Below are 26,651 nucleotides of genomic sequence, written 5' to 3' on the forward strand. Positions count from 1 at the left end.
GGTGATTTGAGGAAGCACTCCCGCGACGACTTCGGGTCGAAGCGGTCGAGTTACGCCCCGAGCACCTGTGCCGGGGCGTTTCGTTTTGCCCAGGTCCCTTCGCGTAGCGGTCCCGAATCACCCGGAAGGAGGCCGAGGCTCATGGCGACGTCCGCCAAGGCTGCTGCGGTTGCCGAGCTGACGGACAAGTTCCGTAGCTCGAACGCCGCTGTGCTGACCGAGTACCGCGGTCTCACCGTGGCGCAGCTCAAGACGCTGCGTCGTTCGCTCGGTGAGAACGCCCAGTACGCCGTGGTGAAGAACACGCTGACCCAGATCGCGGCCCGTGAGGCCGGGATCACGCTGGAGGACCAGCTCTTCGCTGGCCCGACGGCCGTTGCCTTCGTCACCGGTGACCCGGTGGAGTCGGCGAAGGGTCTCCGTGACTTCGCCAAGGAGAACCCGAACCTCATCATCAAGGGCGGTGTCCTTGACGGTAAGGCGCTCTCCGCTGATGAGATCAAGAAGCTTGCGGACCTCGAGTCCCGCGAGGTTCTGCTCAGCAAGCTGGCCGGTGCCATGAAGGGCAAGCAGTCCCAGGCTGCCTCGCTCTTCCAGGCGCTGCCGACGAAGCTCGTCCGCACCGCGGACGCGCTGCGCGCCAAGCTCGCCGAGCAGGGCGGTGCCGAGTAATTCGGCTCGCGCATTGATCGGTGCCACCCGGCACCGGTCGCAGCGGGCCGTACGCCCGCCGACATGTACATCCCGGCACCTGCCGATTTAGTGGAAGGACCGCCATCATGGCGAAGCTGACCCAGGACGAGCTGCTCGCGCAGTTCGAGGAGATGACCCTCATCGAGCTCGCGGCCTTCGTGTCCGCGTTCGAGGAGAAGTTCGACGTCACCGCCGCCGCTGCCGCGCCGGTCATGGTCGCCGGTGCCGCTGGTGGCGCCGCCGCCGCCGAGGTCGAGGAGAAGGACGAGTTCGACGTCATCCTCACCGCCGCCGGTGACAAGAAGATCCAGGTCATCAAGGTCGTCCGTGAGCTGACCTCCCTGGGCCTGAAGGAGGCCAAGGACCTCGTCGACGGCACCCCGAAGCCGGTCCTCGAGAAGGTCGCCAAGGACGCCGCGGAGAAGGCCGCCGAGGCCCTCAAGGGCGCCGGCGCCTCCGTCGAGGTCAAGTGACCTCGCGAGTCGTCTGACTCTTCCCGCCGGCATCAGCCGGTAGTCGAAGGGCGATCACCCATGCGGGTGGTCGCCCTTCGGCGTTTCCCCGGACGGCTGCGCGGAGCACGTCCCGAGGGCGAGTATGGTGATCTTCGTTGCCCTCCCGGAGGGGTCGTGGGCCTTGACGAACGCGACGGGGCGCGCAATTCTCAGGACGCGTCGCCACATCGGTCCACCGTCCGAGGCATGGATCGAAGGCGAACTGGGAAGTCTTGCGTCAGGCGATGCCTGCAGGCGTCCGCCGCACAGCGAGGGACAACAGGATCCCGGAGGGAGAGATTGGTATCGCACCGGTCTCCGCATATCCGCTCTGGACATCAGTGGGCCAAGTGGCTACACTGACCCTTTGCGCTGCCTGTTAGCTGCTCCCTGCCCGTCACCAGGGGCATGCCCACTATCGAGCACTGCTGATGGAAACCCGCTGACCTGGGATTTCTTATCGATGCACGGTGTGGGGCCGGTACGCGCGTAGTGAGTCCGAGCCCTCGGAAGGACCCCCTCTTGGCCGCCTCGCGCAACGCCTCGACTGCCAATACGAACAACGGCGCCAGCACCGCCCCGCTGCGCATCTCTTTTGCGAAGATCAAGGAGCCCCTCGAGGTTCCGAACCTCCTTGCGCTGCAGACCGAGAGCTTCGACTGGCTGCTCGGCAATGCCGCCTGGAAGGCTCGCGTCGAGGCTGCGCTGGAGTCTGGTCAGGACGTCCCCACGAAGTCCGGTCTGGAGGAGATCTTCGAGGAGATCTCCCCGATCGAGGACTTCTCCGGGTCGATGTCGCTGACCTTCCGCGACCACCGTTTCGAGCCCCCGAAGAACTCGATCGACGAGTGCAAGGAGCGCGACTTCACGTACGCGGCCCCGCTCTTCGTCACCGCCGAGTTCACGAACAACGAGACCGGTGAGATCAAGTCTCAGACGGTCTTCATGGGCGACTTCCCGCTCATGACCAACAAGGGCACCTTCTGCATCAACGGCACCGAGCGTGTCGTCGTCTCGCAGCTGGTCCGCTCGCCCGGCGTCTACTTCGACTCCTCCATCGACAAGACGTCCGACAAGGACATCTTCACGGCCAAGATCATCCCGTCCCGGGGTGCCTGGCTGGAGATGGAGGTCGACAAGCGCGACATGGTCGGTGTCCGCATCGACCGCAAGCGCAAGCAGTCCGTCACCGTCCTCCTGAAGGCTCTCGGCTGGACCACCGAGCAGATCCTCGAGGAGTTCGGCGAGTACGAGTCCATGCGCGCCACCCTGGAGAAGGACCACACCCAGGGCCAGGACGACGCGCTTCTCGACATCTACCGCAAGCTGCGCCCGGGCGAGCCCCCGACGCGTGAGGCCGCGCAGACGCTGCTCGAGAACCTCTACTTCAACCCCAAGCGCTACGACCTCGCGAAGGTCGGCCGCTACAAGGTGAACAAGAAGCTCGGCGCGGAGGCCCCCCTCGACGCCGGTGTGCTGACCACGGACGACGTCATCGCGACGATCAAGTACCTGGTCAAGCTGCACGCCGGTGAGCTGGAGACGGTCGGCGAGAACGGCACCTCGATCGTCGTCGAGACCGACGACATCGACCACTTCGGCAACCGTCGTCTGCGCAACGTCGGCGAGCTCATCCAGAACCAGGTCCGCACGGGTCTGGCTCGTATGGAGCGCGTCGTCCGCGAGCGCATGACCACCCAGGACGTCGAGGCGATCACGCCGCAGACCCTGATCAACATCCGGCCGGTCGTCGCCTCCATCAAGGAGTTCTTCGGCACCAGCCAGCTGTCCCAGTTCATGGACCAGACCAACCCGCTGTCGGGTCTGACCCACAAGCGCCGTCTCTCGGCGCTGGGCCCGGGTGGTCTCTCCCGTGAGCGGGCCGGCTTCGAGGTCCGAGACGTTCACCCGTCGCACTACGGCCGCATGTGCCCGATCGAGACCCCCGAAGGCCCGAACATCGGTCTGATCGGCTCGCTCGCCTCCTACGGCCGTGTCAACGCGTTCGGTTTCGTCGAGACCCCGTACCGCAAGGTCGTCGAGGGTGTCGTCACGGACGACGTCGACTACCTGACTGCCGACGAGGAAGACCGCTTCGTCATCGCCCAGGCGAACGCCGCCCTCACCGAGGACATGCGCTTCGCCGAGGCCCGCGTGCTGGTCCGCCGCCGTGGCGGCGAGATCGACTACATCGCCGGCGACGACGTCGACTACATGGACGTCTCCCCGCGCCAGATGGTGTCGGTCGCGACCGCCATGATCCCGTTCCTCGAGCACGACGACGCCAACCGCGCGCTCATGGGATCGAACATGATGCGCCAGGCCGTTCCGCTGATCAAGGCCGAGGCGCCGCTGGTCGGCACCGGCATGGAGTACCGCTGCGCGGTCGACGCCGGTGACGTCATCAAGGCCGAGAAGGACGGTGTCGTCCAGGAGGTCTCCGCCGACTACGTCACGGTGGCCAACGACGACGGCACGTACAACACCTACCGCGTCGCCAAGTTCTCCCGCTCGAACCAGGGCACGTCCTTCAACCAGAAGGTCGTCGTCGACGAGGGCGCCCGCGTCATCGCCGGCCAGGTGCTCGCCGACGGTCCGTCCACGGACGAGGGCGAGATGGCCCTCGGTAAGAACCTGCTCGTGGCGTTCATGCCGTGGGAGGGTCACAACTACGAGGACGCGATCATCCTGTCGCAGCGCCTCGTCCAGGACGACGTCCTCTCCTCGATCCACATCGAGGAGCACGAGGTCGACGCCCGTGACACCAAGCTCGGCCCGGAGGAGATCACCCGGGACATCCCGAACGTCTCCGAGGAGGTCCTCGCCGACCTCGACGAGCGCGGCATCATCCGCATCGGTGCCGAGGTCGTCGCCGGCGACATCCTGGTCGGCAAGGTCACCCCGAAGGGTGAGACCGAGCTGACGCCGGAGGAGCGCCTGCTCCGCGCGATCTTCGGTGAGAAGGCCCGTGAGGTCCGTGACACCTCGCTGAAGGTCCCGCACGGCGAGATCGGCAAGGTCATCGGCGTCCGCGTCTTCGACCGCGAGGAGGGGGACGAGCTTCCCCCGGGCGTGAACCAGCTGGTCCGCGTCTACGTCGCCCAGAAGCGCAAGATCACCGACGGTGACAAGCTCGCCGGCCGTCACGGCAACAAGGGTGTCATCTCCAAGATCCTTCCGGTCGAGGACATGCCGTTCCTCGAGGACGGCACCCCGGTCGACATCATCCTCAACCCGCTCGGTGTCCCGTCCCGAATGAACCCGGGACAGGTCCTCGAGATCCACCTCGGCTGGCTCGCCAGCCGCGGCTGGAAGGTCGAGGGCGACGAGGACTGGATGAAGCGCCTGCAGGCCATCGGCGCCGACGAGGTCGCAGCCGGCACCAACGTCGCGACCCCGGTCTTCGACGGCGCCCGCGAGGACGAGATCGCCGGTCTCTTCGAGTCCACGATCCCCAACCGCGACGGTGACCGCCTGGTCCTGCCCTCGGGCAAGGCCCGGATGTTCGACGGCCGCTCCGGCGAGCCGTTCCCGGACCCGATCTCCGTCGGGTACATGTACATCCTCAAGCTGCACCACCTGGTCGACGACAAGCTGCACGCCCGTTCGACCGGCCCGTACTCCATGATCACCCAGCAGCCGCTGGGTGGTAAGGCTCAGTTCGGTGGCCAGCGCTTCGGTGAGATGGAGGTGTGGGCGCTCGAGGCATACGGTGCCGCCTACGCCCTCCAGGAGCTGCTGACCATCAAGTCCGACGACGTGACCGGCCGCGTGAAGGTCTACGAGGCCATCGTCAAGGGCGAGAACATCCCCGAGCCCGGCATTCCCGAGTCCTTCAAGGTGCTCATCAAGGAAATGCAGTCCCTGTGCCTCAACGTGGAGGTGCTGTCCTCGGACGGCATGTCCATCGAGATGCGCGACACGGACGAGGACGTCTTCCGCGCTGCGGAAGAGCTCGGTATCGACCTGTCCCGGCGCGAGCCGAGCAGCGTCGAAGAGGTCTGACGGGTCTGACGGGGGGCTCGCCACGAGCCCCCCGTCGTCCCCGGACCCCCTCAGACCACTGATGAAGACACGACCCTGAAAGAGGGATTGACGAACAGTGCTCGACGTCAACTTCTTCGACGAGCTGCGGATCGGCCTGGCGACCGCGGACGACATCCGAACCTGGTCCCACGGCGAGGTCAAGAAGCCGGAGACCATCAACTACCGCACCCTCAAGCCCGAAAAGGACGGACTCTTCTGCGAGAAGATCTTCGGTCCGACCCGGGACTGGGAGTGCTACTGCGGCAAGTACAAGCGTGTCCGCTTCAAGGGCATCATCTGTGAGCGCTGTGGCGTCGAGGTCACCCGCGCCAAGGTGCGCCGTGAGCGGATGGGCCACATCGAGCTGGCCGCTCCCGTCACCCACATCTGGTACTTCAAGGGCGTTCCGTCGCGTCTGGGCTACCTGCTCGACCTCGCCCCGAAGGACCTCGAGAAGGTCATCTACTTCGCCGCCTACATGATCACGTGGGTGGACGAGGAGCGCCGCACGCGCGACCTGCCCTCGCTGGAGGCCCACGTCTCCGTCGAGCGCCAGCAGATCGAGCAGCGCCGTGACGCCGACCTCGAGGCCCGCGCCAAGAAGCTCGAGTCCGACCTGGCCGAGCTCGAGGCCGAGGGTGCCAAGGCCGACGTGCGCCGCAAGGTGCGCGAGGGCGCCGAGCGTGAGATGAAGCAGCTGCGCGACCGTGCGCAGCGCGAGATCGACCGTCTCGACGAGGTCTGGAACCGCTTCAAGAACCTCAAGGTCCAGGACCTCGAGGGCGACGAGCTGCTCTACCGCGAGCTGCGCGACCGCTTCGGCACCTACTTCATGGGTGCGATGGGCGCCGCCGCGCTGCAGAAGCGCCTGGAGTCCTTCGACCTCGACGAGGAGGCCGAGCGCCTCCGCGAGATCATCCGGACCGGCAAGGGCCAGAAGAAGACCCGTGCGCTCAAGCGCCTCAAGGTCGTCTCCGCCTTCCTGCAGACCCGCAACAGCCCCAGCGGCATGGTGCTGGACTGCATCCCCGTGATCCCGCCGGACCTGCGTCCGATGGTGCAGCTGGACGGTGGCCGCTTCGCGACCTCCGACCTGAACGACCTGTACCGCCGTGTGATCAACCGCAACAACCGCCTCAAGCGTCTCCTTGACCTCGGTGCCCCCGAGATCATCGTGAACAACGAGAAGCGGATGCTGCAGGAGGCCGTCGACGCGCTGTTCGACAACGGCCGCCGCGGTCGCCCGGTCACCGGTCCCGGTAACCGCCCGCTGAAGTCCCTCAGCGACATGCTGAAGGGTAAGCAGGGTCGATTCCGTCAGAACCTGCTCGGTAAGCGAGTCGACTACTCGGCCCGTTCCGTCATCGTCGTCGGTCCGCAGCTGAAGCTGCACCAGTGCGGTCTGCCCAAGGCCATGGCGCTGGAGCTCTTCAAGCCGTTCGTGATGAAGCGCCTGGTCGACCTGAACCACGCGCAGAACATCAAGTCGGCCAAGCGCATGGTCGAGCGCGGCCGCACCGTGGTGTACGACGTCCTCGAAGAGGTCATCGCCGAGCACCCGGTGCTGCTGAACCGTGCGCCCACCCTGCACCGCCTCGGCATCCAGGCCTTCGAGCCGCAGCTGGTCGAGGGCAAGGCCATCCAGATCCACCCGCTCGTCTGCACCGCGTTCAACGCGGACTTCGACGGTGACCAGATGGCCGTCCACCTGCCGCTCTCCGCGGAGGCGCAGGCCGAGGCCCGCATCCTGATGCTGTCCTCGAACAACATCCTCAAGCCGGCCGACGGCCGTCCGGTCACCATGCCGACCCAGGACATGGTGCTCGGTCTGTTCTTCCTCACCACCGACGAGGAAGAGCGCAAGGTCATCGGCGAGGGCCGGTCCTTCGGCTCGGTCGCCGAGGCGATCATGGCGTTCGACGCCCGTGAGCTCTCGCTCCAGGCGAAGGTCGACATCCGCTTCCCGATCGGCACCGTTCCCCCGCGCGGCTGGGTTCCCCCGGTCGCCGAGGAGGGCGAGCCGGAGTGGCAGCAGGGCGACAGCTTCCGCCTGCGCACCACCCTGGGCCGCGCGCTCTTCAACGAGCTGCTGCCCGAGGACTACCCGTTCGTCGACTACTCGGTGGGCAAGAAGCAGCTCTCCGAGATCGTCAACGACCTGGCCGAGCGCTACCCCAAGGTCATCGTGGCGGCGACGCTCGACAACCTGAAGGCGGCCGGCTTCCACTGGGCGACCCGTTCCGGCGTCACCGTGGCCATCTCCGACGTCGTGGTCCCCGAGGCCAAGAAGGAGATCGTCCGCGGCTACGAGGCGCAGGACGAGAAGGTCCAGAAGCAGTACGAGCGCGGTCTGATCACCAAGGACGAGCGCACGCAGGAGCTCATCGCGATCTGGACCAAGGCGACCAACGAGGTTGCCGAGGCGATGAACGCGAACTTCCCCAAGACGAACCCCATCTTCATGATGGTTGACTCGGGTGCCCGAGGAAACATGATGCAGATGCGACAGATCGCCGGTATGCGTGGTCTGGTGTCGAACGCGAAGAACGAGACCATCCCGCGACCCATTAAGGCGTCGTTCCGTGAGGGTCTCTCCGTGCTGGAGTACTTCATCTCCACCCACGGTGCCCGTAAGGGTCTCGCGGACACCGCCCTCCGTACCGCCGACTCGGGTTACCTGACCCGTCGTCTCGTGGACGTCTCGCAGGACGTCATCATCCGCGAGGAGGACTGCGGCACCGAGCGCGGCCTCAAGCTGCAGATCGCGTCCCGCGGCGCCGACGGCGTGCTGCGCAAGGCCGAGGACGTCGAGACCAGCGTCTACGCCCGCATGCTGGCCGAGGACGTCGTCATCGACGGCAAGGTCATCGCGCCGGCCAACGTCGACCTCGGTGACGTGCTCATCGACCAGCTCGTCGCCAACGGCGTCGAGACGGTCAAGACCCGTTCGGTCCTCACCTGTGAGTCCGCGGTCGGCACCTGTGCCTTCTGCTACGGCCGCTCGCTGGCGACCGGCAAGCTGGTGGACATCGGTGAGGCGGTCGGCATCATCGCCGCCCAGTCCATCGGTGAGCCCGGTACCCAGCTGACGATGCGTACCTTCCACACCGGTGGTGTGGCCGGTGACGACATCACCCAGGGTCTGCCCCGTGTCGTCGAGCTCTTCGAAGCCCGTACGCCCAAGGGTGTCGCCCCGATCTCGGAGGCGGCCGGCCGCATCCGCATCGAGGAGACCGAGAAGACCAAGAAGATCGTCGTCACTCCGGACGACGGCAGCGAGGAGACGGCGTTCCCGATCTCCAAGCGCGCCCGTCTGCTGGTCAGCGAGGGCGAGCACGTCGAGGTGGGCCAGAAGCTCACCGTGGGTGCCACCAACCCGCACGACGTGCTGCGCATCCTGGGTCAGCGCGCCGTCCAGGTCCACCTGGTCGGCGAGGTCCAGAAGGTCTACAACTCGCAGGGTGTGTCGATCCACGACAAGCACATCGAGATCATCATCCGGCAGATGCTGCGCCGCGTGACGATCATCGAGTCCGGCGACGCGGAGCTGCTGCCGGGCGAGCTCGTGGAGCGCTCGCGCTTCGAGGGCGAGAACCGTCGTGTGGTCACCGAGGGCGGTCACCCCGCCTCCGGCCGTCCGCAGCTGATGGGTATCACCAAGGCCTCGCTCGCCACCGAGTCGTGGCTGTCGGCGGCGTCCTTCCAGGAGACGACCCGGGTGCTCACCGACGCGGCGATCAACGCCAAGTCGGACTCCCTGATCGGCCTCAAGGAGAACGTCATCATCGGTAAGCTCATCCCGGCCGGTACGGGTCTGTCCCGCTACCGCAACATCCGGGTGGAGCCCACCGAGGAGGCCAAGGCCGCGATGTACTCGGCCGTCGGTTACGACGACATCGACTACTCGCCCTTCGGCACCGGCTCCGGCCAGGCGGTCCCGCTGGAGGACTACGACTACGGTCCGTACAACCAGTAAGTCGCAAGCGGTACGTCCACAGGGCGGTCACCCCACGGGGTGGCCGCCCTGCGGCGTACCGGGGGGCGTGCCTGGGCAGCGCCGGCCGCGTGATTTCACCCATACGCGCGACACGAACCGCCTGCGGCCCCGGCAAAACGTGACATATGCAGCACATCGGGGTGTCCTCCGCGTGTGCATTTGTTTTGACCGCAGCCCATGCGCTAGGTAGGCTCTGACCTTGTGCCTGGGGTGTCCCTGGGCTCTCGTGTGTGCCCACAGTCCGCACGGGAGACCGGACCTCTCGGATCTTCTCGGTCCGAAGCGGTCGAAGACACCGAATTCTGCGCCCTTTCCAGCATCGGCAGGGGTCTGCAGCCTTCGACACGCCCGACCGCGTGGGTCGGCGGGTTCCCAGGTTAGTTTTATCGAGATCACAGAAACCGGAGAAACGGTGCCTACGATCCAGCAGCTGGTCCGAAAGGGCCGGCAGGACAAGGTCGAGAAGAACAAGACGCCCGCACTCGAGGGTTCGCCCCAGCGCCGCGGCGTCTGCACGCGTGTTTTCACCACCACCCCGAAGAAGCCGAACTCGGCGCTCCGTAAGGTCGCGCGTGTGCGTCTGACCTCCGGCATCGAGGTCACCGCTTACATTCCGGGTGAGGGCCACAACCTGCAGGAGCACTCGATCGTGCTCGTTCGCGGTGGCCGTGTGAAGGACCTTCCGGGTGTTCGCTACAAGATCATCCGCGGTTCCCTCGACACGCAGGGCGTCAAGAACCGTAAGCAGGCTCGCAGCCGCTACGGCGCCAAGAAGGAGAAGTAAGAATGCCTCGTAAGGGCCCCGCCCCGAAGCGCCCGGTCATCATCGACCCGGTTTACGGCTCCCCTCTGGTGACGTCGCTGATCAACAAGATCCTCCTGCACGGCAAGCGCTCCACCGCCGAGCGCATCGTGTACGGCGCCATGGAGGGTCTGCGCGAGAAGACCGGTAACGACCCGGTCATCACCCTCAAGCGCGCTCTCGAGAACGTCAAGCCGGCTCTCGAGGTCAAGTCCCGCCGTGTCGGTGGCGCCACCTACCAGGTGCCGGTCGAGGTCCGTCCGGGCCGCGCCTCCACCCTGGCGCTGCGCTGGCTGGTCGGTTACTCCCGCGCCCGTCGCGAGAAGACCATGACCGAGCGCCTCATGAACGAGCTGCTGGACGCCTCGAACGGCCTCGGCGCTTCGGTCAAGAAGCGTGAGGACACGCACAAGATGGCCGAGTCCAACAAGGCCTTCGCGCACTACCGCTGGTAGTCGCTACCCCCATCGAGAACCGAGAGAAGACTGAGCCATATGGCCACCACTTCGCTTGACCTGGCCAAGGTCCGCAACATCGGGATCATGGCCCACATCGACGCGGGCAAGACGACCACCACCGAGCGGATCCTGTTCTACACCGGTGTTTCGTACAAGATCGGTGAGGTCCACGACGGCGCTGCCACGATGGACTGGATGGAGCAGGAGCAGGAGCGTGGCATCACGATCACCTCTGCTGCCACCACCTGCCACTGGCCGCTGAACGACGTCGACCACACCATCAACATCATCGACACCCCGGGCCACGTCGACTTCACCGTCGAGGTGGAGCGTTCGCTGCGCGTGCTCGACGGTGCCGTGACGGTGTTCGACGGCGTTGCCGGTGTTGAGCCCCAGTCCGAGACCGTTTGGCGTCAGGCGGACCGCTACGGCGTGCCGCGCATCTGCTTCGTCAACAAGCTGGACCGTACGGGTGCCGAGTTCCACCGCTGTGTCGACATGATCGTCGACCGCCTGGGCGCGGTTCCGCTGGTCATGCAGCTGCCGATCGGCACCGAGGCCGACTTCAAGGGCGTGGTCGACCTCGTCCAGATGAAGGCGCTGGTCTGGTCCGCCGAGGCCGCCAAGGGCGAGATGTACGACGTCGTCGACATCCCGGACACCCACATCGAGGCTGCCGAGGAATGGCGCGGCAAGCTCCTCGAGGGCGTTGCCGAGAACGACGAAGAGATGATGGAGCTCTTCCTCGAGGGCCAGGAGCCCACCGAGGAGCAGCTGATGGCGGCCATCCGCCGCATCACGCTCGCGTCGAAGGGCGGCAGCGACTCGCCGACCGTCACCCCGGTGTTCTGTGGTACCGCGTTCAAGAACAAGGGCGTTCAGCCCCTGCTCGACGCCGTGGTCCGCTACCTGCCGTCGCCGCTGGACATCGAGGCCGTTGAGGGCCACGCGGTCAACAACGCCGACGAGGTCGTGAAGCGCAAGCCGTCCGACGACGAGCCGTTCGCCGGCCTTGCCTTCAAGATCATGAGCGACCCGCACCTCGGCAAGCTCACCTTCGTCCGGGTTTACTCGGGCCGCATGACGGCGGGCACCCAGGTGCAGAACTCCGTCAAGGGCAAGAAGGAGCGCATCGGCAAGATCTACCGGATGCACGCGAACAAGCGTGAGGAGATCGAGTCGGTGGGTGCCGGTGACATCGTCGCCGTCATGGGTCTGAAGCAGACCACCACCGGTGAGACCCTCTGCGACTCCGCGAACCCGGTGATCCTCGAGTCGATGGACTTCCCGGCCCCGGTCATCCAGGTCGCCATTGAGCCCAAGTCCAAGGGCGACCAGGAGAAGCTCGGCGTCGCGATCCAGCGTCTCGCCGAGGAGGACCCGTCCTTCCAGGTCCACACGGACGAGGAGACGGGCCAGACCATCATCGCGGGTATGGGCGAGCTGCACCTCGACGTGCTGGTCGACCGTATGAAGCGTGAGTTCAAGGTCGAGGCCAACGTCGGCAAGCCGCAGGTCGCGTACCGCGAGACGATCCGCAAGGCCGTCGAGCGCATCGACTACACGCACAAGAAGCAGACTGGTGGTTCCGGCCAGTTCGCCAAGGTGCAGATGGCGATCGAGCCCCTCGAGGGCGACGGTTACGAGTTCGAGAACAAGGTCACCGGTGGCCGTATCCCGCGGGAGTACATCCCGTCCGTGGACGCGGGTTGCCAGGAGGCCATGGAGTTCGGCGTGCTCGCCGGCTACCCGCTGACCGGCGTCAAGGTGACGCTGCTCGACGGTGCCTACCACGACGTCGACTCCTCCGAGCTGGCGTTCAAGATCGCCGGTTCCATGGCGTTCAAGGAGGGTGCTCGTAAGGCGTCCCCGGCTCTGCTCGAGCCGATGATGTCCGTCGAGGTCACCACCCCCGAGGACTACATGGGTGATGTCATCGGTGACATCAACTCCCGCCGTGGCCAGATCCAGGCCATGGAGGACCGTCACGGCGCCAAGCTCGTCAAGGGCCTGGTTCCGCTGTCGGAGATGTTCGGCTACGTCGGAGACCTCCGCAGCAAGACTTCGGGTCGCGCAAGCTACTCGATGCAGTTCGACTCCTACGCCGAGGTTCCGCGGAACGTCGCCGAGGAGATCATCGCGAAGGCCAAGGGCGAGTAATCAGCTCCGTCTCCACAGACGAAGCTCACGCTTTAGGCTTGACACCGACTGTCGGGGCATACCACCGCAAACCATGGCGGTGTGCCCCGGCGGACGGCACCCCAGCAAAGATCCCTGGCGCCGACCCAATCCAGGCGTACAGAACCACTCCCCAGGAGGACCCCAGTGGCGAAGGCGAAGTTCGAGCGGACTAAGCCGCACGTCAACATCGGCACCATCGGTCACGTCGACCACGGTAAGACCACTCTTACCGCGGCGATCACCAAGGTGCTGCACGACGCGTACCCGGACCTGAACCCCTTCACGCCTTTCGACGAGATCGACAAGGCCCCGGAGGAGCGTCAGCGCGGTATCACCATCTCGATCGCGCACGTCGAGTACCAGACCGAGTCGCGTCACTACGCCCACGTTGACTGCCCGGGTCACGCGGACTACATCAAGAACATGATCACCGGTGCCGCCCAGATGGACGGCGCGATCCTCGTGGTCGCCGCGACCGACGGTCCGATGCCGCAGACCAAGGAGCACGTGCTCCTGGCCCGCCAGTCCGGCGTTCCGTACATCGTTGTCGCCCTGAACAAGGCCGACATGGTGGACGACGAGGAGATCCTGGAGCTCGTCGAGCTCGAGGTCCGTGAGCTCCTCAACGAGTACGAGTTCGACGGCGACAACGCTCCGGTCGTCCAGGTCTCGGCGCTCAAGGCGCTCGAGGGCGACAAGGAGTGGGGCGAGAAGCTCCTCGGCCTGATGAAGGCCGTCGACGAGAACATCCCGCAGCCCGAGCGTGACGTCGACAAGCCGTTCCTGATGCCGATCGAGGACGTCTTCACGATCACCGGTCGTGGCACCGTCGTCACCGGTCGTATCGAGCGCGGTGTCCTCAAGGTCAACGAGACCGTCGACATCATCGGCATCAAGACCGAGAAGACCACCACCACGGTCACCGGCATCGAGATGTTCCGCAAGCTGCTCGACGAGGGCCAGGCCGGTGAGAACGTCGGTCTGCTCCTCCGTGGCATCAAGCGCGAGGACGTCGAGCGCGGCCAGTGCATCATCAAGCCGGGTTCGGTCACCCCGCACACCGAGTTCGAGGCCACGGCCTACATCCTGTCGAAGGACGAGGGTGGCCGTCACACCCCGTTCTTCAACAACTACCGTCCGCAGTTCTACTTCCGTACGACTGACGTGACCGGTGTTGTGACCCTCGCCGAGGGCACCGAGATGGTCATGCCCGGCGACAACGCCGAGATGTCCGTCTCCCTGATCCAGCCCGTCGCGATGGAGGAGGGCCTGCGCTTCACCATCCGTGAGGGCGGCCGCACCGTCGGCGCCGGCCAGGTCACCAAGATCAACAAGTAAGTCTTCTTACTTGAAGGTCTGAGAAGGCCCCGCACATCCTCGGATGTGCGGGGCCTTCTCGCATGCGCCCGTACGGACGGAAATCAACGGACGGAATCAGCTGTACGGGTGAACGCCGTACGGTCGCATCAGGTGTGCGGGAGCTCCGGGCGCCAGATCCACGGCCGCGCGTCCGGGCTCATCCCGGCCACGCACAGCTGGTGGCCGGCGTCCGTGGTCATCGCGGAGGTCCCCACGGGCACGAGCCTGGCGTCGGAGCGCACGGGCTCGGAGTCGCCGGAGCCGTCGATGAGCTGTATCTCGCCGTTCACCGCCCGCCCGAGCACCATCACCGCGTCCTGCCCGCCCCGGACGGCCAGGGTGTGCGCGGAGAGCGGCCCGTAGCCCGCGAAGTTCTGCAGCTCGGCGGTGCGCATCTCCTCGGAGCCCGGCGTGAAGGTGTGCACCACCGGCTCGACGGCCGCGGGGGAGCGGTAGACCAGGGCCAGGGCGCCCTCGGGGCCGAGCGCCGCACCGGGGAGCCCGCCCGGCTGCGGCAGGCCCTTCAGGGGCGCGTAGCGGACCGGCTTGCCCGGCTCGTCCTGCGTCCAGTGGTGGACGGTGTCGCGGCCGGTGCCGAAGACGTGGACGCGCTGCTCCCCGTCCAGGACGGCGGTGAGCCCGTCCTGGATCTCCTGCCCGTGCAGGCTCTGCCACTTCCCCCAGGTGCCGTCGGCCTCCCGCACCCGGCCGGAGACGCCCTTGCCCGCGTTGCGGACGAAGAGGTGCACGCGCCCGTCGGGGGCGGCGACGGCGGCCGGCACGCCCACGCGGCGGCCGCGGTCGGGGCGCTGCTCGGGGTTGCCGAGGCCGGTCCAGGCCTTGAAGGGGCCGCCGGGGGAGCGCTGCTCCAGGACGACGATCTCGCGGGTGTCGGGGCGGCCCTGCCCGGTGAGGGCGGAGAACCGCAGGGCGAACAGCAGCCGGCGCCCCTGGGAGTCCTGCACGGCCGCGAGGACGGGCGCGAGGGGCCCGCCGCCGAGGTTCTGCGGTTCGCCCCAGCGGCCGCTGCCGGGGGAGGTCTCCTGCCAGCGCACGGCCTGGGTGCCCAGTACGCCGAAGGCCTCCAGGCGGCCGGCCCGGTCGGTGCCCAGCGCGGTGGTGGCGCCCTGGTAGCGGTAGTGGGTGGAGCGGATCCAGCCCTTGCGGTTGGTCATCGGGCGGTCGCCGCCCTGGCCGTAGTCGCCGCAGCCGGCGGGGTTGCCGCACTCCCAACCGGGGTCGCCGCCGTACGCCTCGACCAGGCGGTGCTTCTGCTCTATGACCTCGGGCGGGAGGTTGTGCGGCCAGCGCTGGTTGTAGTAGCCGCGGAAGGACGTGGTCACGAAGCGGGGCGGGTGGCCCTCGCGCTTGGTGGTGTCGGCCACCCACTGGGAGAGCGCCTTCCAGGTGAAGAGCGCGGTCGGGGTGTGGTCGCGGTGGTCGGAGCAGGCCCCGTAGTCGTTGTCCTTGGGGTGGGTGGCGTCGTGGACCTGGTAGTCGGGGTCCGGATCCATGGTGTGGACCACGGTGGGCCGGAACCGGTCCATGATCGCGGCGAGGACGTCCACCAGCGTGCCGTGCCGGTAGGTGCTGGAGGACGTGCACGGCGAGCCGGTGGCGACGAGCGACTGCATCTCGCCCTCGGGCCGCTCCCACAGCAGGGGCAGCCGCATCTCGCCGGCCGAGAGCATGGCGATGTTGAGGAAGATCAGCTGGGCCTTGCGCCTGCCGTTGGTGAGCTCGTTCGTCTCGGCCGTGACGCCGCCGCCCAGGTCCAGGACGGACTTCTTCCAGGCCGTGAACCGGTCCAGGCCGATCATCTCGGCGTACGCCTGGCGCAGGCCCTGGTGGCGCGCGGAGGAGTAGGCCGCCTTGTCGGGCCTGGTCTTGGGCATGCCCTCGATCCAGTTCTGCCCGACGGCCTCGCCGGCCGTGACGTAGACCGAGACGACGGGGACCCCGGCCCGCACGATGTGCTCGGCGTCGGGGCTCATGAAGTACAGGTCGTCGTCGGGGTGCGCCATGACCTGCAGCAACAGCGAGTTTCCGGTGTTGGTGAAGGACTGGGTGGCGCTGGGGTCCACAGCTCTTATGGGGTTGGGGGAGGCCTTGGGCTTCTTGCCGCCCCCTCCGCTGCACCCCGCCGCGACGGCCGCCGTGACGGCGGCCAGGCCGGCGAGCGCGGTCCGGCGGGATATCACCATGTGCTGTGAGATGTTCAACTACATGACTCCGTCCCGTTGTGCGGCACGCGGTCCCCTGCTTCCCCGGCGTGATAGGGGACGACGGGGGGAGCGCGGCGGTTGCCCGGGGCCGCGGCAAACCCCGGCAAAGTGCGGATTTCTCGGCGTCCGGCAGGCGTGTGGCGGGTGACCTGGGGGACCCGAGCGGCGGTCGAGGTGTAAGAGCCATAGTGTCCCGTATGTCGGCGAGGTGGTTTGACAACTGAGCCGGTCGGGGTACCGTCTTCGGCCAGGATTGGCGCCTCTTCGGGCACGTATGGCACACTGTTCAGGTTGCTCGGTTGAGTGCCGATGCTGCGCGCCTCCCGCCGGGAGGACTGGAAGCGAGTCCCGCAGTACTCGTCGTCTCTTATCAGAGGCGGAAGTACGGGAATCTTCCGGGAAGTGTCAGCGGGGCCCCAGCCAGGCACTCGGTGGGTGTCTTTCCCCCACAACCCCCTTCATCAGGGAATTTCCTTAGGGAAATCTGCTGGAAGGGGCGCGACACGCCCGACCGCGTGGGTCGGAGGTGGAGCGGGGAAGGACCGCGTTCGGAAGCGATTCCGGGCGCAGCCGGCCGAGTCCCAGAGCGTTACGAGAGACAGGACTACTGAGTAGCCATGGCGGGACAGAAGATCCGCATCCGGCTCAAGGCCTACGACCACGAGGTCATCGACTCCTCGGCGAAGAAGATCGTCGAGACGGTGACGCGCACTGGTGCGTCGGTCGCGGGCCCGGTGCCGCTGCCCACTGAGAAGAACGTGTACTGCGTCATCAAGTCGCCGCACAAGTACAAGGACTCGCGCGAGCACTTCGAGATGCGCACGCACAAGCGCCTCATCGACATCCTCGACCCCACGCCGAAGACGGTTGACTCGCTTATGCGTCTCGACCTGCCGGCGGGCGTCGACATCGAGATCAAGCTCTGAGGTGACGCGCGAGATGGCTAAGAACATTAAGGGCGTCCTGGGCGAGAAGCTCGGCATGACCCAGGTCTGGGACGAGAACAACCGGGTTGTCCCGGTGACCGTCGTCAAGGCCGGGCCCTGCGTCGTCACCCAGGTCCGCACCAACGACAGCGACGGCTACGAGTCGGTCCAGATCGCCTTCGGCGAGATCGACCCGCGCAAGGTGAACAAGCCCCTCAAGGGTCACTTCGCCAAGGCCGACGTCACCCCGCGCCGCCACCTGGTGGAGCTGCGTACCGCTGACGCCAGCGAGTACACGCTCGGCCAGGAGATCACCGCCGCCGTGTTCGAGTCGGGCGTCAAGGTTGACGTCACCGGCAAGAGCAAGGGCAAGGGCTTCGCCGGTGTCATGAAGCGTCACAACTTCCGTGGCCTCGGCGCCGGGCACGGCACCCAGCGCAAGCACCGCTCCCCCGGTTCCATCGGTGGCTGCGCCACCCCGGGCCGTGTGTTCAAGGGCCTCCGCATGGCGGGCCGCATGGGCAACGAGCGGGTCACCACCCAGAACCTGACCGTCCACGCCGTTGACGCGGAGAAGGGCCTGCTCCTGATCAAGGGCGCGGTTCCTGGTCCGAACGGCGGCCTCGTCCTGGTCCGTACCGCGGCCAAGGGGGCCTGAGGTAACGATGAGCACCATTGACATCCTTTCGCCGGCAGGCGACAAGGCCGGGACCGTCGAGCTCCCCGCGGAGATCTTCGACGCGAAGGTCAGCGTTCCGCTGATCCACCAGGTCGTCGTCGCGCAGCTGGCCGCTGCCCGTCAGGGCACGCACAAGACCAAGACCCGTGGCGAGGTCCGCGGCGGTGGCAAGAAGCCGTACCGCCAGAAGGGCACCGGTCGCGCCCGTCAGGGTTCGACCCGCGCGCCGCAGTTCGCCGGTGGTGGCGTCGTGCACGGTCCCGTGCCGCGTGACTACTCGCAGCGCACCCCGAAGAAGATGAAGGCCGCCGCCCTGCGCGGTGCCCTCTCGGACCGCGCGCGTCACTCCCGCATCCACGTCGTCTCCGACGTGGTCGAGGGTGCGGCGTCCACCAAGGCCGCGAAGAGCCTGTTCGGCAAGATCAGCGAGCGGAAGAACCTGCTCCTGGTCGTCGAGCGTGCCAACGAGGCCGCGTGGCTGTCCGCCCGCAACCTGCCCCAGGTTCACATCCTGGAGCCGGGCCAGCTGAACACGTACGACGTGCTCGTCTCCGACGACGTGGTCTTCACCCAGGCCGCCTTCGAGTCCTTCGTGTCTGGCCCCAAGGCCGTTGAGACCGAAGGGAGCGAGGCCTGATGACTGAGGCCGTCGTCACCAGCAAGACGTTCTCGGACCCGCGCGACCTCCTGGTCAAGCCGGTTGTCTCCGAGAAGAGCTACGCGCTGCTGGACGAGAACAAGTACACGTTCATCGTCGACCCGCGCGCCAACAAGACCCAGATCAAGCAGGCCGTCGAGGCGGTCTTCTCGGTCAAGGTCACCGGGGTCAACACGATCAACCGTCAGGGTAAGCGCAAGCGCACCAAGACTGGTTTCGGCAAGCGCGCCAACACCAAGCGCGCCATCGTGACCCTCGCCGAGGGCGACCGTATCGACATCTTCGGCGGTCCGACCGCCTAAGGGCGGTCTGGATCGTCCGGAATCGGACGAGGACTGAGAAATGGGTATCCGCAAGTACAAGCCGACGACCCCGGGCCGTCGTGGCTCCAGCGTCGCCGACTTTGTCGAGATCACGCGGTCCACGCCGGAGAAGTCGCTGGTCCGCCCCCTGCACAGCAAGGGCGGCCGTAACAACACCGGTCGTGTGACCGTCCGTCACCAGGGCGGTGGCCACAAGCGCGCCTACCGTGTGATCGACTTCCGTCGTCACGACAAGGACGGCGTGCCGGCCAAGGTCGCTCACATCGAGTACGACCCGAACCGCACCGCGCGCATCGCGCTCCTGCACTACGCAGACGGCGAGAAGCGCTACATCATCGCCCCGGCCAAGCTGAACCAGGGCGACCGGATTGAGAACGGCCCCGGGGCCGACATCAAGCCGGGCAACAACCTCCCGCTCCGCAACATCCCGGTCGGTACCACGATCCACGCGATCGAGCTCCGTCCCGGTGGTGGCGCCAAGTTCGCCCGCTCTGCCGGTTCCTCCGTGCAGCTGCTGGCGAAGGAGGGCCAGTACGCCCACCTGCGTATGCCGTCCGGCGAGGTCCGCCTGGTCGACGTCCGCTGCCGCGCCACGGTCGGCGAGGTCGGCAACGCCGAGCAGTCGAACATCAACTGGGGCAAGGCCGGCCGCATGCGCTGGAAGGGCGTTCGCCCGACCGTCCGCGGTGTCGCGATGAACCCGGTTGACCACCCGCACGGTGGTGGTGAGGGTAAGACCTCCGGTGGTCGCCACCCGGTCTCCCCGTGGGGTCAGAAGGAGGGTCGTACTCGTTCTCCCAAGAAGGCGAGCAACAAGTACATCGTCCGCCGCCGCAAGACGAACAAGAAGCGCTAGGAGCGGGTTTAGATGCCGCGTAGTCTCAAGAAGGGACCCTTCGTCGACGGACACCTCATCAAGAAGGTGGACGCTCAGAACGAGGCTGGTACCAAGAACGTCATCAAGACCTGGTCCCGTCGCTCCATGATCGTGCCGGCCATGCTCGGCCACACGCTCGCGGTGCACAACGGCAAGACGCACGTCCCGGTGTTTGTCACCGAGTCGATGGTCGGCCACAAGCTCGGCGAGTTCTCGCCGACCCGCACCTTCCGCGGCCACGTCAAGGACGACCGCAAGTCGAAGCGCCGCTAAGCGGGGTGCGAACGACTATGACTGACACCGAAGGGACAACCATGGAAGCCAGGGCCCAGGCGCGGTACATCCGCGTCACGCCCATGAAGGCCCGCCGCGTGGTGGACCTCATCCGTGGCATGGACGCCACGGAGGCTCAGGCGGTCCTGCGTTTCGCCCCGCAGGCCGCGAGCGTGCCGGTGGGCAAGGTGCTGGACAGCGCCATTGCCAACGCCGCGCACAACTACGACCACACGGACGCTTCGTCGCTGTACATCAGCGAGGCGTTCGTGGACGAGGGCCCGACCCTGAAGCGGTTCCGTCCGCGTGCCCAGGGCCGTGCCTACCGGATCCGCAAGCGGACCAGCCACATCACCGTGGTCGTCAGCAGCAAGGAAGGAACCCGGTAATGGGCCAGAAGGTTAACCCGCACGGGTTCCGGCTCGGCATCACCACGGACTTCAAGTCCCGTTGGTACGCCGACAAGCTGTACAAGGACTACGTCAAGGAAGACGTTGCCATTCGTCGCATGATGACGAAGGGCATGGAGCGCGCCGGTATCTCGAAGGTTGAGATCGAGCGCACCCGCGACCGCGTCCGCGTTGACATCCACACCGCTCGCCCGGGCATCGTCATCGGCCGCCGCGGCGCCGAGGCCGACCGCATCCGCGGTGAGCTGGAGAAGCTGACCGGCAAGCAGGTTCAGCTGAACATCCTCGAGGTCAAGAACCCCGAGGTGGACGCTCAGCTGGTGGCCCAGGCCGTCGCCGAGCAGCTGTCCTCCCGCGTCTCCTTCCGTCGCGCCATGCGTAAGAGCATGCAGTCGACGATGAAGGCCGGCGCCAAGGGCATCAAGATCCAGTGCGGTGGCCGTCTCGGCGGCGCCGAGATGTCCCGCTCGGAGTTCTACCGCGAGGGCCGTGTGCCCCTGCACACGCTCCGCGCGAACGTCGACTACGGCTTCTTCGAGGCCAAGACCACCTTCGGTCGCATCGGCGTGAAGGTCTGGATCTACAAGGGCGACGTCAAGAACATCGCCGAGGTCCGCGCCGAGAACGCCGCTGCGCGTGCGGGCAACCGCCCGTCCCGTGGCGCCGGCGAGCGCCCGGCCCGTGGTGGCCGTGGCGGCGAGCGTGGCGGCCGCGGCCGCAAGCCGCAGCAGAACGCCGCTGCCGAGGCCCCCAAGGCCGAGGCCGCTGCCGCTGCTCCGGCTGAGTCCACCGGAACGGAGGCCTGACCGACATGCTGATCCCTCGCAGGGTCAAGCACCGCAAGCAGCACCACCCCAAGCGGAACGGCATGGCCAAGGGTGGCACCGAGCTCGCCTTCGGTGAGTACGGCATCCAGGCCCTGACCCCGGCCTACGTGACGAACCGTCAGATCGAGTCCGCTCGTATCGCCATGACGCGTCACATCAAGCGTGGCGGCAAGGTGTGGATCAACATCTACCCGGACCGTCCGCTGACCAAGAAGCCGGCCGAGACCCGCATGGGTTCCGGTAAGGGTTCTCCGGAGTGGTGGATCGCGAACGTCAAGCCCGGTCGGGTGATGTTCGAGCTGTCCTTCCCGAACGAAAAGGTTGCTCGTGAGGCGCTGACCCGCGCCGCGCACAAGCTTCCGATGAAGTGCCGCATTGTTCGGCGCGAGGCAGGTGAGTCGTGATGGCCGCTGGTATCAAGGCGACCGAGCTGCGCGAGCTCAACGACGAGGACCTCGTCGCGAAGCTCCGTGAGGCCAAGGAAGAGCTGTTCAACCTCCGCTTCCAGGCGGCGACCGGGCAGCTTGAGAACCACGGTCGGCTCAAGTCCGTCCGTAAGGACATCGCCCGGATCTACACCCTGATGCGCGAGCGTGAGCTGGGCATCGAGACGGTGGAGAGCGCCTGATGAGCGAGAAGAATGTGACTGAGACGAACGACCGCGGTTTCCGCAAGACCCGTGAGGGTCTCGTCGTCAGCGACAAGATGGACAAGACCGTCGTCGTCGCCGTCGAGGACCGCGTCAAGCACGCGCTGTACGGCAAGGTCATCCGCCGTACGAACAAGCTCAAGGCGCACGACGAGCAGAACGCTGCCGGCGTCGGCGACCGCGTCCTCCTGATGGAGACGCGTCCGCTGTCCGCCTCGAAGCGCTGGCGCGTCGTCGAGATCCTCGAGAAGGCCAAGTAATTTCTGAGGGGGTTTCCCCTCGGATAAGTTCCGCCAGGCTCGGCGTGGGGCTTCAGGGCTGTTTTGAATAAACACCGTGAGGCCCCCGCCGGGAACCGGCAGACGATCAGGAGATAGACGTGATCCAGCAGGAGTCGCGACTTCGGGTCGCCGACAACACTGGTGCCAAGGAGATCCTTTGCATCCGTGTTCTCGGTGGTTCGGGTCGCCGCTACGCGGGCATCGGTGACGTCATCGTCGCCACCGTCAAGGACGCGATCCCCGGTGGCAACGTGAAGAAGGGTGACGTCGTCAAGGCCGTCATCGTTCGCACCGTCAAGGAGCGCCGCCGTCCGGATGGCTCGTACATCCGTTTCGACGAGAACGCCGCTGTCGTTCTCAAGAACGACGGTGACCCCCGCGGCACCCGTATCTTCGGCCCCGTGGGCCGAGAGCTGCGCGAGAAGAAGTTCATGAAGATCGTCTCGCTCGCGCCGGAGGTGCTGTAACCGATGAAGATCAAGAAGGGCGACCTGGTCCAGGTCATCACCGGTAAGGACAAGGGCAAGCAGGGCAAGGTCGTTCAGGCCTTCCCCGCTGAGAACCGTGTTCTCGTCGAGGGTGTCAACCGGGTCAAGAAGCACACCAAGGCCGGCCAGACCGCCCGTGGTTCCAAGACCGGTGGCATCGTCACGACCGAGGCCCCGATCCACGTGAGCAACGTTCAGCTCATCGTGGAGAAGGACGGCAAGAAGGTCGTCACCCGCGTCGGTTACCGCTTCGACGACAACGGCAACAAGATCCGCGTTGCCAAGCGCACCGGTGAGGACATCTGATGACTGCCACCACCAACGCGCCGCGTCTCAAGCTGCGCTACCGCGAAGAGATCGTCGGCAAGCTGCGTGAGGAGTTCTCGTACGAGAACGTCATGCAGGTTCCCGGCCTCACCAAGATCGTGGTCAACATGGGTGTGGGCGACGCCGCCCGCGACTCCAAGCTGATCGAGGGCGCCATCCGCGACCTCACCACGATCACGGGCCAGAAGCCCGCCGTCACCAAGGCTCGCAAGTCCATCGCGCAGTTCAAGCTGCGTGAGGGCCAGCCGATCGGCGCCCACGTCACCCTCCGTGGTGACCGCATGTGGGAGTTCCTGGACCGCACCCTGTCGCTCGCGCTGCCGCGCATCCGCGACTTCCGTGGTCTGTCCCCGAAGCAGTTCGATGGTCGGGGCAACTACACCTTCGGTCTCACGGAGCAGGTCATGTTCCACGAGATCGACCAGGACAAGATCGACCGCGTCCGGGGTATGGACATCACCGTGGTGACCACGGCGACCAACGACGACGAGGGCCGCGCCCTCCTTCGTCACCTCGGCTTCCCGTTCAAGGAGGCGTAAGCGAGATGGCGAAGAAGTCTCTTATTGCCAAGGCTGCTCGCAAGCCCAAGTTCGGTGTGCGCGCGTACACCCGCTGCCAGCGCTGCGGCCGCCCGCACTCCGTGTACCGCAAGTTCGGCCTCTGCCGCGTGTGCCTTCGTGAGATGGCTCACCGTGGCGAGCTGCCGGGCGTGACCAAGAGCTCCTGGTAACAACCCACTTGGGTTGACCAGGACTCTCGGTAAGCATCAAGGACGGTGGGGCCCGACTCTTCACTCGCGTAGAGTTGAAGGGTTGGGTGCCCGCCGCCCATGACCGTCTTACTACGCCGTAGGTCCCCGCGCCGCACCCGCCCCGACCCTGTTCGGGGAGAGGGATGGCGCAGATAGGAAACCACGGCGAGAGAGGCCGAAGGCCAAACATGACCATGACCGATCCGATCGCAGACATGCTGACCCGTCTGCGGAACGCGAACTCGGCTTACCACGACTCCGTGGCCATGCCCCACAGCAAGATCAAGGCGCACATCGCCGAGATCCTGCAGCAGGAGGGCTACATCGCCGGCTGGAAGGTCGAGGACGCCGAGGTCGGCAAGAGCCTCGTCATCGACCTGAAGTTCGGTCCGAACCGCGAGCGCTCGATCGCCGGGATCAAGCGCATCTCGAAGCCGGGCCTGCGTGTCTACGCAAAGTCCACCAACCTGCCGAAGGTCCTCGGCGGCCTGGGCGTGGCGATCATCTCCACGTCCCACGGTCTCCTGACCGGCCAGCAGGCCAGCAAGAAGGGCGTGGGTGGGGAAGTCCTCGCCTACGTCTGGTAACCAGGGAACGGAGGAATAGCCAATGTCGCGTATTGGACGGCTGCCCATCCAGGTTCCCGCTGGTGTGGACGTCACCATCGATGGCCGTACGGTGCACGTGAAGGGCCCCAAGGGTTCCCTCACGCACGCCGTTGCCGCGCCCATCGAGATCGCTAAGGCCGAGGACGGCACCCTTGTCGTCTCGCGTCCGAACGACGAGCGTCAGAACAAGGCCCTGCACGGCCTGTCCCGCACGCTGGTGGCGAACATGATCACCGGCGTGACCGCGGGCTACAGCAAGGCTCTTGAGATCAGCGGTGTCGGTTACCGCGTCCAGGCGAAGGGCTCCAACCTGGAGTTCTCCCTGGGCTACAGCCACCCGATTCTGATCGAGGCCCCCGAGGGCATCACCTTCAAGGTCGAGTCCCCCACCAAGCTCAGCGTCGAGGGCATCGACAAGCAGAAGGTCGGCGAGGTTGCCGCCAACATCCGCAAGCTTCGCAAGCCCGACCCCTACAAGGCCAAGGGCGTGAAGTACGCGGGCGAGGTCATCCGCCGCAAGGTCGGAAAGGCTGGTAAGTAAGCCATGGCATACGGTGTGAAGATCGCCAAGGGCGATGCTTACAAGCGCGCCGCCAAGCAGCGCCGCCACATCCGCATCCGCAAGAACATGTCGGGTACGGCCGAGCGTCCGCGCCTGGTCGTGACGCGTTCCAACCGTGGCATCACCGCCCAGGTGATCGACGACATCAAGGGTCACACCCTGGCGTCGGCGTCCCACCTGGACGCGTCGATCCGCGGTGGCGAGGGCGACAAGAGCGCCCAGGCCACGAAGGTGGGCGCCCTGGTCGCCGAGCGCGCCAAGGCCGCCGGCGTCGAGGCCGTCGTGTTCGACCGCGGTGGCAACCAGTACGCCGGGCGCATTGCCGCTCTGGCGGACGCCGCCCGCGAAGCCGGGCTGAAGTTCTAAGCCCCGGTTCCGGAGCTAGCGGACGTAACAGAGAGAGGTAAATCCAATGGCTGGACCCCAGCGCCGCGGAAGCGGTGCCGGTGGCGGCGAGCGGCGGGACCGGAAGGGTCGCGACGGTGGCGCTGCCGCCGAGAAGACCGCGTACGTTGAGCGCGTAGTCGCGATCAACCGCGTCGCCAAGGTTGTCAAGGGTGGTCGTCGCTTCAGCTTCACCGCGCTCGTCGTGGTGGGTGACGGTGACGGCACCGTGGGTGTCGGTTACGGCAAGGCCAAGGAAGTTCCGGCTGCCATCGCCAAGGGCGTGGAAGAGGCCAAGAAGAACTTCTTCAAGGTCCCCCGTATCCAGGGCACCATCCCGCACCCGATCCAGGGCGAGAAGGCCGCGGGCGTCGTCCTGCTCAAGCCGGCTTCCCCCGGTACCGGTGTTATCGCCGGTGGCCCGGTGCGTGCCGTGCTCGAGTGCGCCGGCGTTCACGACATCCTGTCGAAGTCGCTCGGTTCTTCGAACCCGATCAACATCGTGCACGCCACGGTGACGGCCCTCCAGGGACTCTCCCGTCCCGAGGAGATCGCCGCCCGTCGTGGCCTGCCGCTGGAGGACGTGGCTCCCGCCGCTCTGCTGCGGGCGCGTGCAGGGGCGGGTGCGTAATGGCTCGCCTCAAGGTCACGCAGGTCAAGTCCTACATCGGTAGCAAGCAGAACCACCGCGACACCCTGCGTTCGCTTGGTCTCAAGAAGATCAACGACGTGGTTGTCAAGGAGGACCGTCCCGAGATCCGCGGCATGGTGCAGACCGTCCGCCACCTCGTGACGGTTGAGGAGGTCGACTGACATGGCGGAGCAGAACCCGCTGAAGGTCCACAACCTCCGTCCTGCCCCGGGCGCCAAGACCGCCAAGACCCGTGTGGGTCGTGGTGAGGCGTCCAAGGGTAAGACCGCAGGTCGTGGTACCAAGGGCACCAAGGCCCGTTACCAGGTTCCGCAGCGCTTCGAGGGTGGGCAGATGCCCCTCCACATGCGCCTGCCGAAGCTCAAGGGCTTCAAGAACCCGTTCCGCACCGAGTTCCAGGTCGTGAACCTGGACAAGCTGGCCGCGCTCTACCCGCAGGGTGGCGAGGTCACGGTGGCCGACCTGGTCGCCAAGGGTGCGGTTCGTAAGAACCAGCTCGTCAAGGTCCTGGGCCAGGGCGAGATCTCCGTGGCGCTGCAGGTTTCGGTTGACGCCGTCTCCGGCTCCGCCAAGGAGAAGATTGTCGCTGCCGGCGGCACCGTCACCGAGCTCGTCTGAGCTCGTTGAACTGACAACCGGGGATGTCCCAAAAGGGGCATCCCCGGTTGGTCGTTCCAAGGGGGGCACGGTCGCCGGTAAGGTGGCGTGCACTGTTAACCTCCGCGCGGCCTGTGTCCGCGC

30 protein-coding genes are annotated in these 26,651 nt (G+C 66.4%); 29 read left to right on the forward strand and 1 reads right to left on the reverse strand.

All coding sequences use genetic code 11. From position 1 onward, the window contains the following. Positions 1 to 141 precede the first annotated feature (141 nt). The 8 genes from rplJ (at position 142) to tuf (ending at position 13,989) form a co-directional block, all read left to right on the forward strand. A complete protein-coding gene (gene rplJ / locus V7793_RS07535) occupies positions 142 to 672 on the forward strand; it encodes a 50S ribosomal protein L10 (RefSeq protein WP_058046835.1) in 531 nt (176 codons plus the stop codon). A 107-nt stretch (positions 673 to 779) separates the two neighbouring features. Next, positions 780 to 1,166, forward strand: a complete 387-nt coding sequence (gene rplL / locus V7793_RS07540) for a 50S ribosomal protein L7/L12 (RefSeq protein WP_058046834.1) — start codon at positions 780 to 782, stop codon at positions 1,164 to 1,166. A 543-nt stretch (positions 1,167 to 1,709) separates the two neighbouring features. After that, positions 1,710 to 5,192 carry a DNA-directed RNA polymerase subunit beta gene (gene rpoB, locus V7793_RS07545; RefSeq protein ID WP_335582125.1) on the forward strand — a complete coding sequence of 1,161 codons (3,483 nt, stop codon included), beginning with the start codon at positions 1,710 to 1,712 and terminating at the stop codon, positions 5,190 to 5,192. 97 nt (positions 5,193 to 5,289) lie between these two features. After that, positions 5,290 to 9,189: a DNA-directed RNA polymerase subunit beta' gene (locus tag V7793_RS07550; protein ID WP_168093378.1), complete on the forward strand. Its 3,900-nt coding sequence runs from the start codon at positions 5,290 to 5,292 to the stop codon at positions 9,187 to 9,189. A 433-nt stretch (positions 9,190 to 9,622) separates the two neighbouring features. Then, complete coding sequence (rpsL, locus tag V7793_RS07555; RefSeq protein WP_003948652.1) at positions 9,623 to 9,994, forward strand: 30S ribosomal protein S12; 372 nt, start codon at positions 9,623 to 9,625, stop codon at positions 9,992 to 9,994. Positions 9,995 to 9,996: 2 nt separating this feature from the next. Then, the gene (rpsG, locus tag V7793_RS07560; protein ID WP_004950419.1) at positions 9,997 to 10,467 is read left to right on the forward strand and encodes a 30S ribosomal protein S7; all 471 of its coding nucleotides are present in this window, start codon (positions 9,997 to 9,999) and stop codon (positions 10,465 to 10,467) included. Between the two features lie 39 nt (positions 10,468 to 10,506). Beyond that, positions 10,507 to 12,630: an elongation factor G gene (gene fusA, locus V7793_RS07565; RefSeq protein ID WP_335582126.1), complete on the forward strand. Its 2,124-nt coding sequence runs from the start codon at positions 10,507 to 10,509 to the stop codon at positions 12,628 to 12,630. A gap of 165 nt (positions 12,631 to 12,795) precedes the next feature. Then, a complete protein-coding gene (tuf, locus tag V7793_RS07570) occupies positions 12,796 to 13,989 on the forward strand; it encodes an elongation factor Tu (protein WP_058046830.1) in 1,194 nt (397 codons plus the stop codon). Between the two features lie 128 nt (positions 13,990 to 14,117). Here tuf and V7793_RS07575 read toward each other — a convergent pair whose 3' ends face one another. After that, positions 14,118 to 16,232: a PIG-L family deacetylase gene (locus V7793_RS07575; RefSeq protein ID WP_335582127.1), complete on the reverse strand. Its 2,115-nt coding sequence runs from the start codon at positions 16,230 to 16,232 to the stop codon at positions 14,118 to 14,120. A gap of 620 nt (positions 16,233 to 16,852) precedes the next feature. Here V7793_RS07575 and rpsJ point away from each other — a divergent pair. From rpsJ to rplO, 21 genes are all read left to right on the forward strand, one after another. Next, positions 16,853 to 17,161: a 30S ribosomal protein S10 gene (rpsJ, locus tag V7793_RS07580; RefSeq protein WP_003948644.1), complete on the forward strand. Its 309-nt coding sequence runs from the start codon at positions 16,853 to 16,855 to the stop codon at positions 17,159 to 17,161. A gap of 13 nt (positions 17,162 to 17,174) precedes the next feature. Next, positions 17,175 to 17,819 carry a 50S ribosomal protein L3 gene (gene rplC / locus V7793_RS07585; RefSeq protein WP_030368416.1) on the forward strand — a complete coding sequence of 215 codons (645 nt, stop codon included), beginning with the start codon at positions 17,175 to 17,177 and terminating at the stop codon, positions 17,817 to 17,819. A gap of 7 nt (positions 17,820 to 17,826) precedes the next feature. Then, on the forward strand, positions 17,827 to 18,477 hold the full coding sequence (gene rplD, locus V7793_RS07590; protein ID WP_120756559.1) for a 50S ribosomal protein L4: 651 nt from the start codon (positions 17,827 to 17,829) through the stop codon (positions 18,475 to 18,477). After that, positions 18,477 to 18,800: a 50S ribosomal protein L23 gene (gene rplW, locus V7793_RS07595; protein WP_030368414.1), complete on the forward strand. Its 324-nt coding sequence runs from the start codon at positions 18,477 to 18,479 to the stop codon at positions 18,798 to 18,800. Before rplD ends, rplW begins: the two co-directional genes overlap by 1 nt. 40 nt (positions 18,801 to 18,840) lie before the next feature. After that, positions 18,841 to 19,677: a 50S ribosomal protein L2 gene (gene rplB / locus V7793_RS07600; RefSeq protein WP_168092750.1), complete on the forward strand. Its 837-nt coding sequence runs from the start codon at positions 18,841 to 18,843 to the stop codon at positions 19,675 to 19,677. A gap of 12 nt (positions 19,678 to 19,689) precedes the next feature. Beyond that, positions 19,690 to 19,971 carry a 30S ribosomal protein S19 gene (rpsS, locus tag V7793_RS07605; protein WP_004950443.1) on the forward strand — a complete coding sequence of 94 codons (282 nt, stop codon included), beginning with the start codon at positions 19,690 to 19,692 and terminating at the stop codon, positions 19,969 to 19,971. Positions 19,972 to 20,012: 41 nt separating this feature from the next. Further along, the gene (gene rplV / locus V7793_RS07610) at positions 20,013 to 20,360 is read left to right on the forward strand and encodes a 50S ribosomal protein L22 (RefSeq protein WP_031012097.1); all 348 of its coding nucleotides are present in this window, start codon (positions 20,013 to 20,015) and stop codon (positions 20,358 to 20,360) included. Then, positions 20,360 to 21,187, forward strand: coding sequence for a 30S ribosomal protein S3 (gene rpsC / locus V7793_RS07615; RefSeq protein WP_058046825.1), 828 nt, complete (start codon positions 20,360 to 20,362; stop codon positions 21,185 to 21,187). The genes rplV and rpsC overlap by 1 nt, the downstream gene beginning before the upstream one ends. 5 nt (positions 21,188 to 21,192) lie before the next feature. Then, positions 21,193 to 21,612, forward strand: coding sequence for a 50S ribosomal protein L16 (rplP, locus tag V7793_RS07620; RefSeq protein ID WP_106677952.1), 420 nt, complete (start codon positions 21,193 to 21,195; stop codon positions 21,610 to 21,612). Further along, entirely contained in the window at positions 21,612 to 21,836 is a 225-nt protein-coding gene (rpmC, locus tag V7793_RS07625) for a 50S ribosomal protein L29 (protein WP_030368408.1), read from the forward strand. Before rplP ends, rpmC begins: the two co-directional genes overlap by 1 nt. After that, positions 21,836 to 22,117 (forward strand): 30S ribosomal protein S17, encoded by a 282-nt coding sequence (rpsQ, locus tag V7793_RS07630; protein ID WP_058046824.1) that lies wholly within the window; start codon positions 21,836 to 21,838, stop codon positions 22,115 to 22,117. The genes rpmC and rpsQ overlap by 1 nt, the downstream gene beginning before the upstream one ends. 119 nt (positions 22,118 to 22,236) lie before the next feature. Further along, positions 22,237 to 22,605, forward strand: coding sequence for a 50S ribosomal protein L14 (rplN, locus tag V7793_RS07635; protein WP_099199421.1), 369 nt, complete (start codon positions 22,237 to 22,239; stop codon positions 22,603 to 22,605). A 3-nt stretch (positions 22,606 to 22,608) separates the two neighbouring features. Next, entirely contained in the window at positions 22,609 to 22,932 is a 324-nt protein-coding gene (gene rplX, locus V7793_RS07640; RefSeq protein ID WP_336003569.1) for a 50S ribosomal protein L24, read from the forward strand. Further along, positions 22,932 to 23,492, forward strand: coding sequence for a 50S ribosomal protein L5 (rplE, locus tag V7793_RS07645; protein ID WP_030368404.1), 561 nt, complete (start codon positions 22,932 to 22,934; stop codon positions 23,490 to 23,492). The genes rplX and rplE overlap by 1 nt, the downstream gene beginning before the upstream one ends. A gap of 5 nt (positions 23,493 to 23,497) precedes the next feature. Then, positions 23,498 to 23,683 carry a type Z 30S ribosomal protein S14 gene (locus tag V7793_RS07650; RefSeq protein WP_030368403.1) on the forward strand — a complete coding sequence of 62 codons (186 nt, stop codon included), beginning with the start codon at positions 23,498 to 23,500 and terminating at the stop codon, positions 23,681 to 23,683. Positions 23,684 to 23,892: 209 nt separating this feature from the next. Beyond that, positions 23,893 to 24,291 carry a 30S ribosomal protein S8 gene (gene rpsH, locus V7793_RS07655; protein ID WP_058046822.1) on the forward strand — a complete coding sequence of 133 codons (399 nt, stop codon included), beginning with the start codon at positions 23,893 to 23,895 and terminating at the stop codon, positions 24,289 to 24,291. Between the two features lie 22 nt (positions 24,292 to 24,313). Beyond that, complete coding sequence (gene rplF / locus V7793_RS07660; RefSeq protein WP_030368401.1) at positions 24,314 to 24,853, forward strand: 50S ribosomal protein L6; 540 nt, start codon at positions 24,314 to 24,316, stop codon at positions 24,851 to 24,853. Positions 24,854 to 24,856: 3 nt separating this feature from the next. Beyond that, positions 24,857 to 25,240 carry a 50S ribosomal protein L18 gene (gene rplR, locus V7793_RS07665; protein ID WP_058046821.1) on the forward strand — a complete coding sequence of 128 codons (384 nt, stop codon included), beginning with the start codon at positions 24,857 to 24,859 and terminating at the stop codon, positions 25,238 to 25,240. Positions 25,241 to 25,286: 46 nt separating this feature from the next. Next, the gene (gene rpsE / locus V7793_RS07670) at positions 25,287 to 25,889 is read left to right on the forward strand and encodes a 30S ribosomal protein S5 (RefSeq protein ID WP_030368399.1); all 603 of its coding nucleotides are present in this window, start codon (positions 25,287 to 25,289) and stop codon (positions 25,887 to 25,889) included. Further along, positions 25,889 to 26,071 (forward strand): 50S ribosomal protein L30, encoded by a 183-nt coding sequence (gene rpmD / locus V7793_RS07675; protein WP_058046820.1) that lies wholly within the window; start codon positions 25,889 to 25,891, stop codon positions 26,069 to 26,071. The genes rpsE and rpmD overlap by 1 nt, the downstream gene beginning before the upstream one ends. 1 nt (position 26,072) lies before the next feature. Then, positions 26,073 to 26,528, forward strand: a complete 456-nt coding sequence (gene rplO / locus V7793_RS07680) for a 50S ribosomal protein L15 (protein WP_336003574.1) — start codon at positions 26,073 to 26,075, stop codon at positions 26,526 to 26,528. Positions 26,529 to 26,651: the final 123 nt, after the last annotated feature.

Source organism: Streptomyces sp. KLMMK (assembly GCF_036961605.1).
GTDB lineage: Bacteria > Actinomycetota > Actinomycetes > Streptomycetales > Streptomycetaceae > Streptomyces > Streptomyces telluris.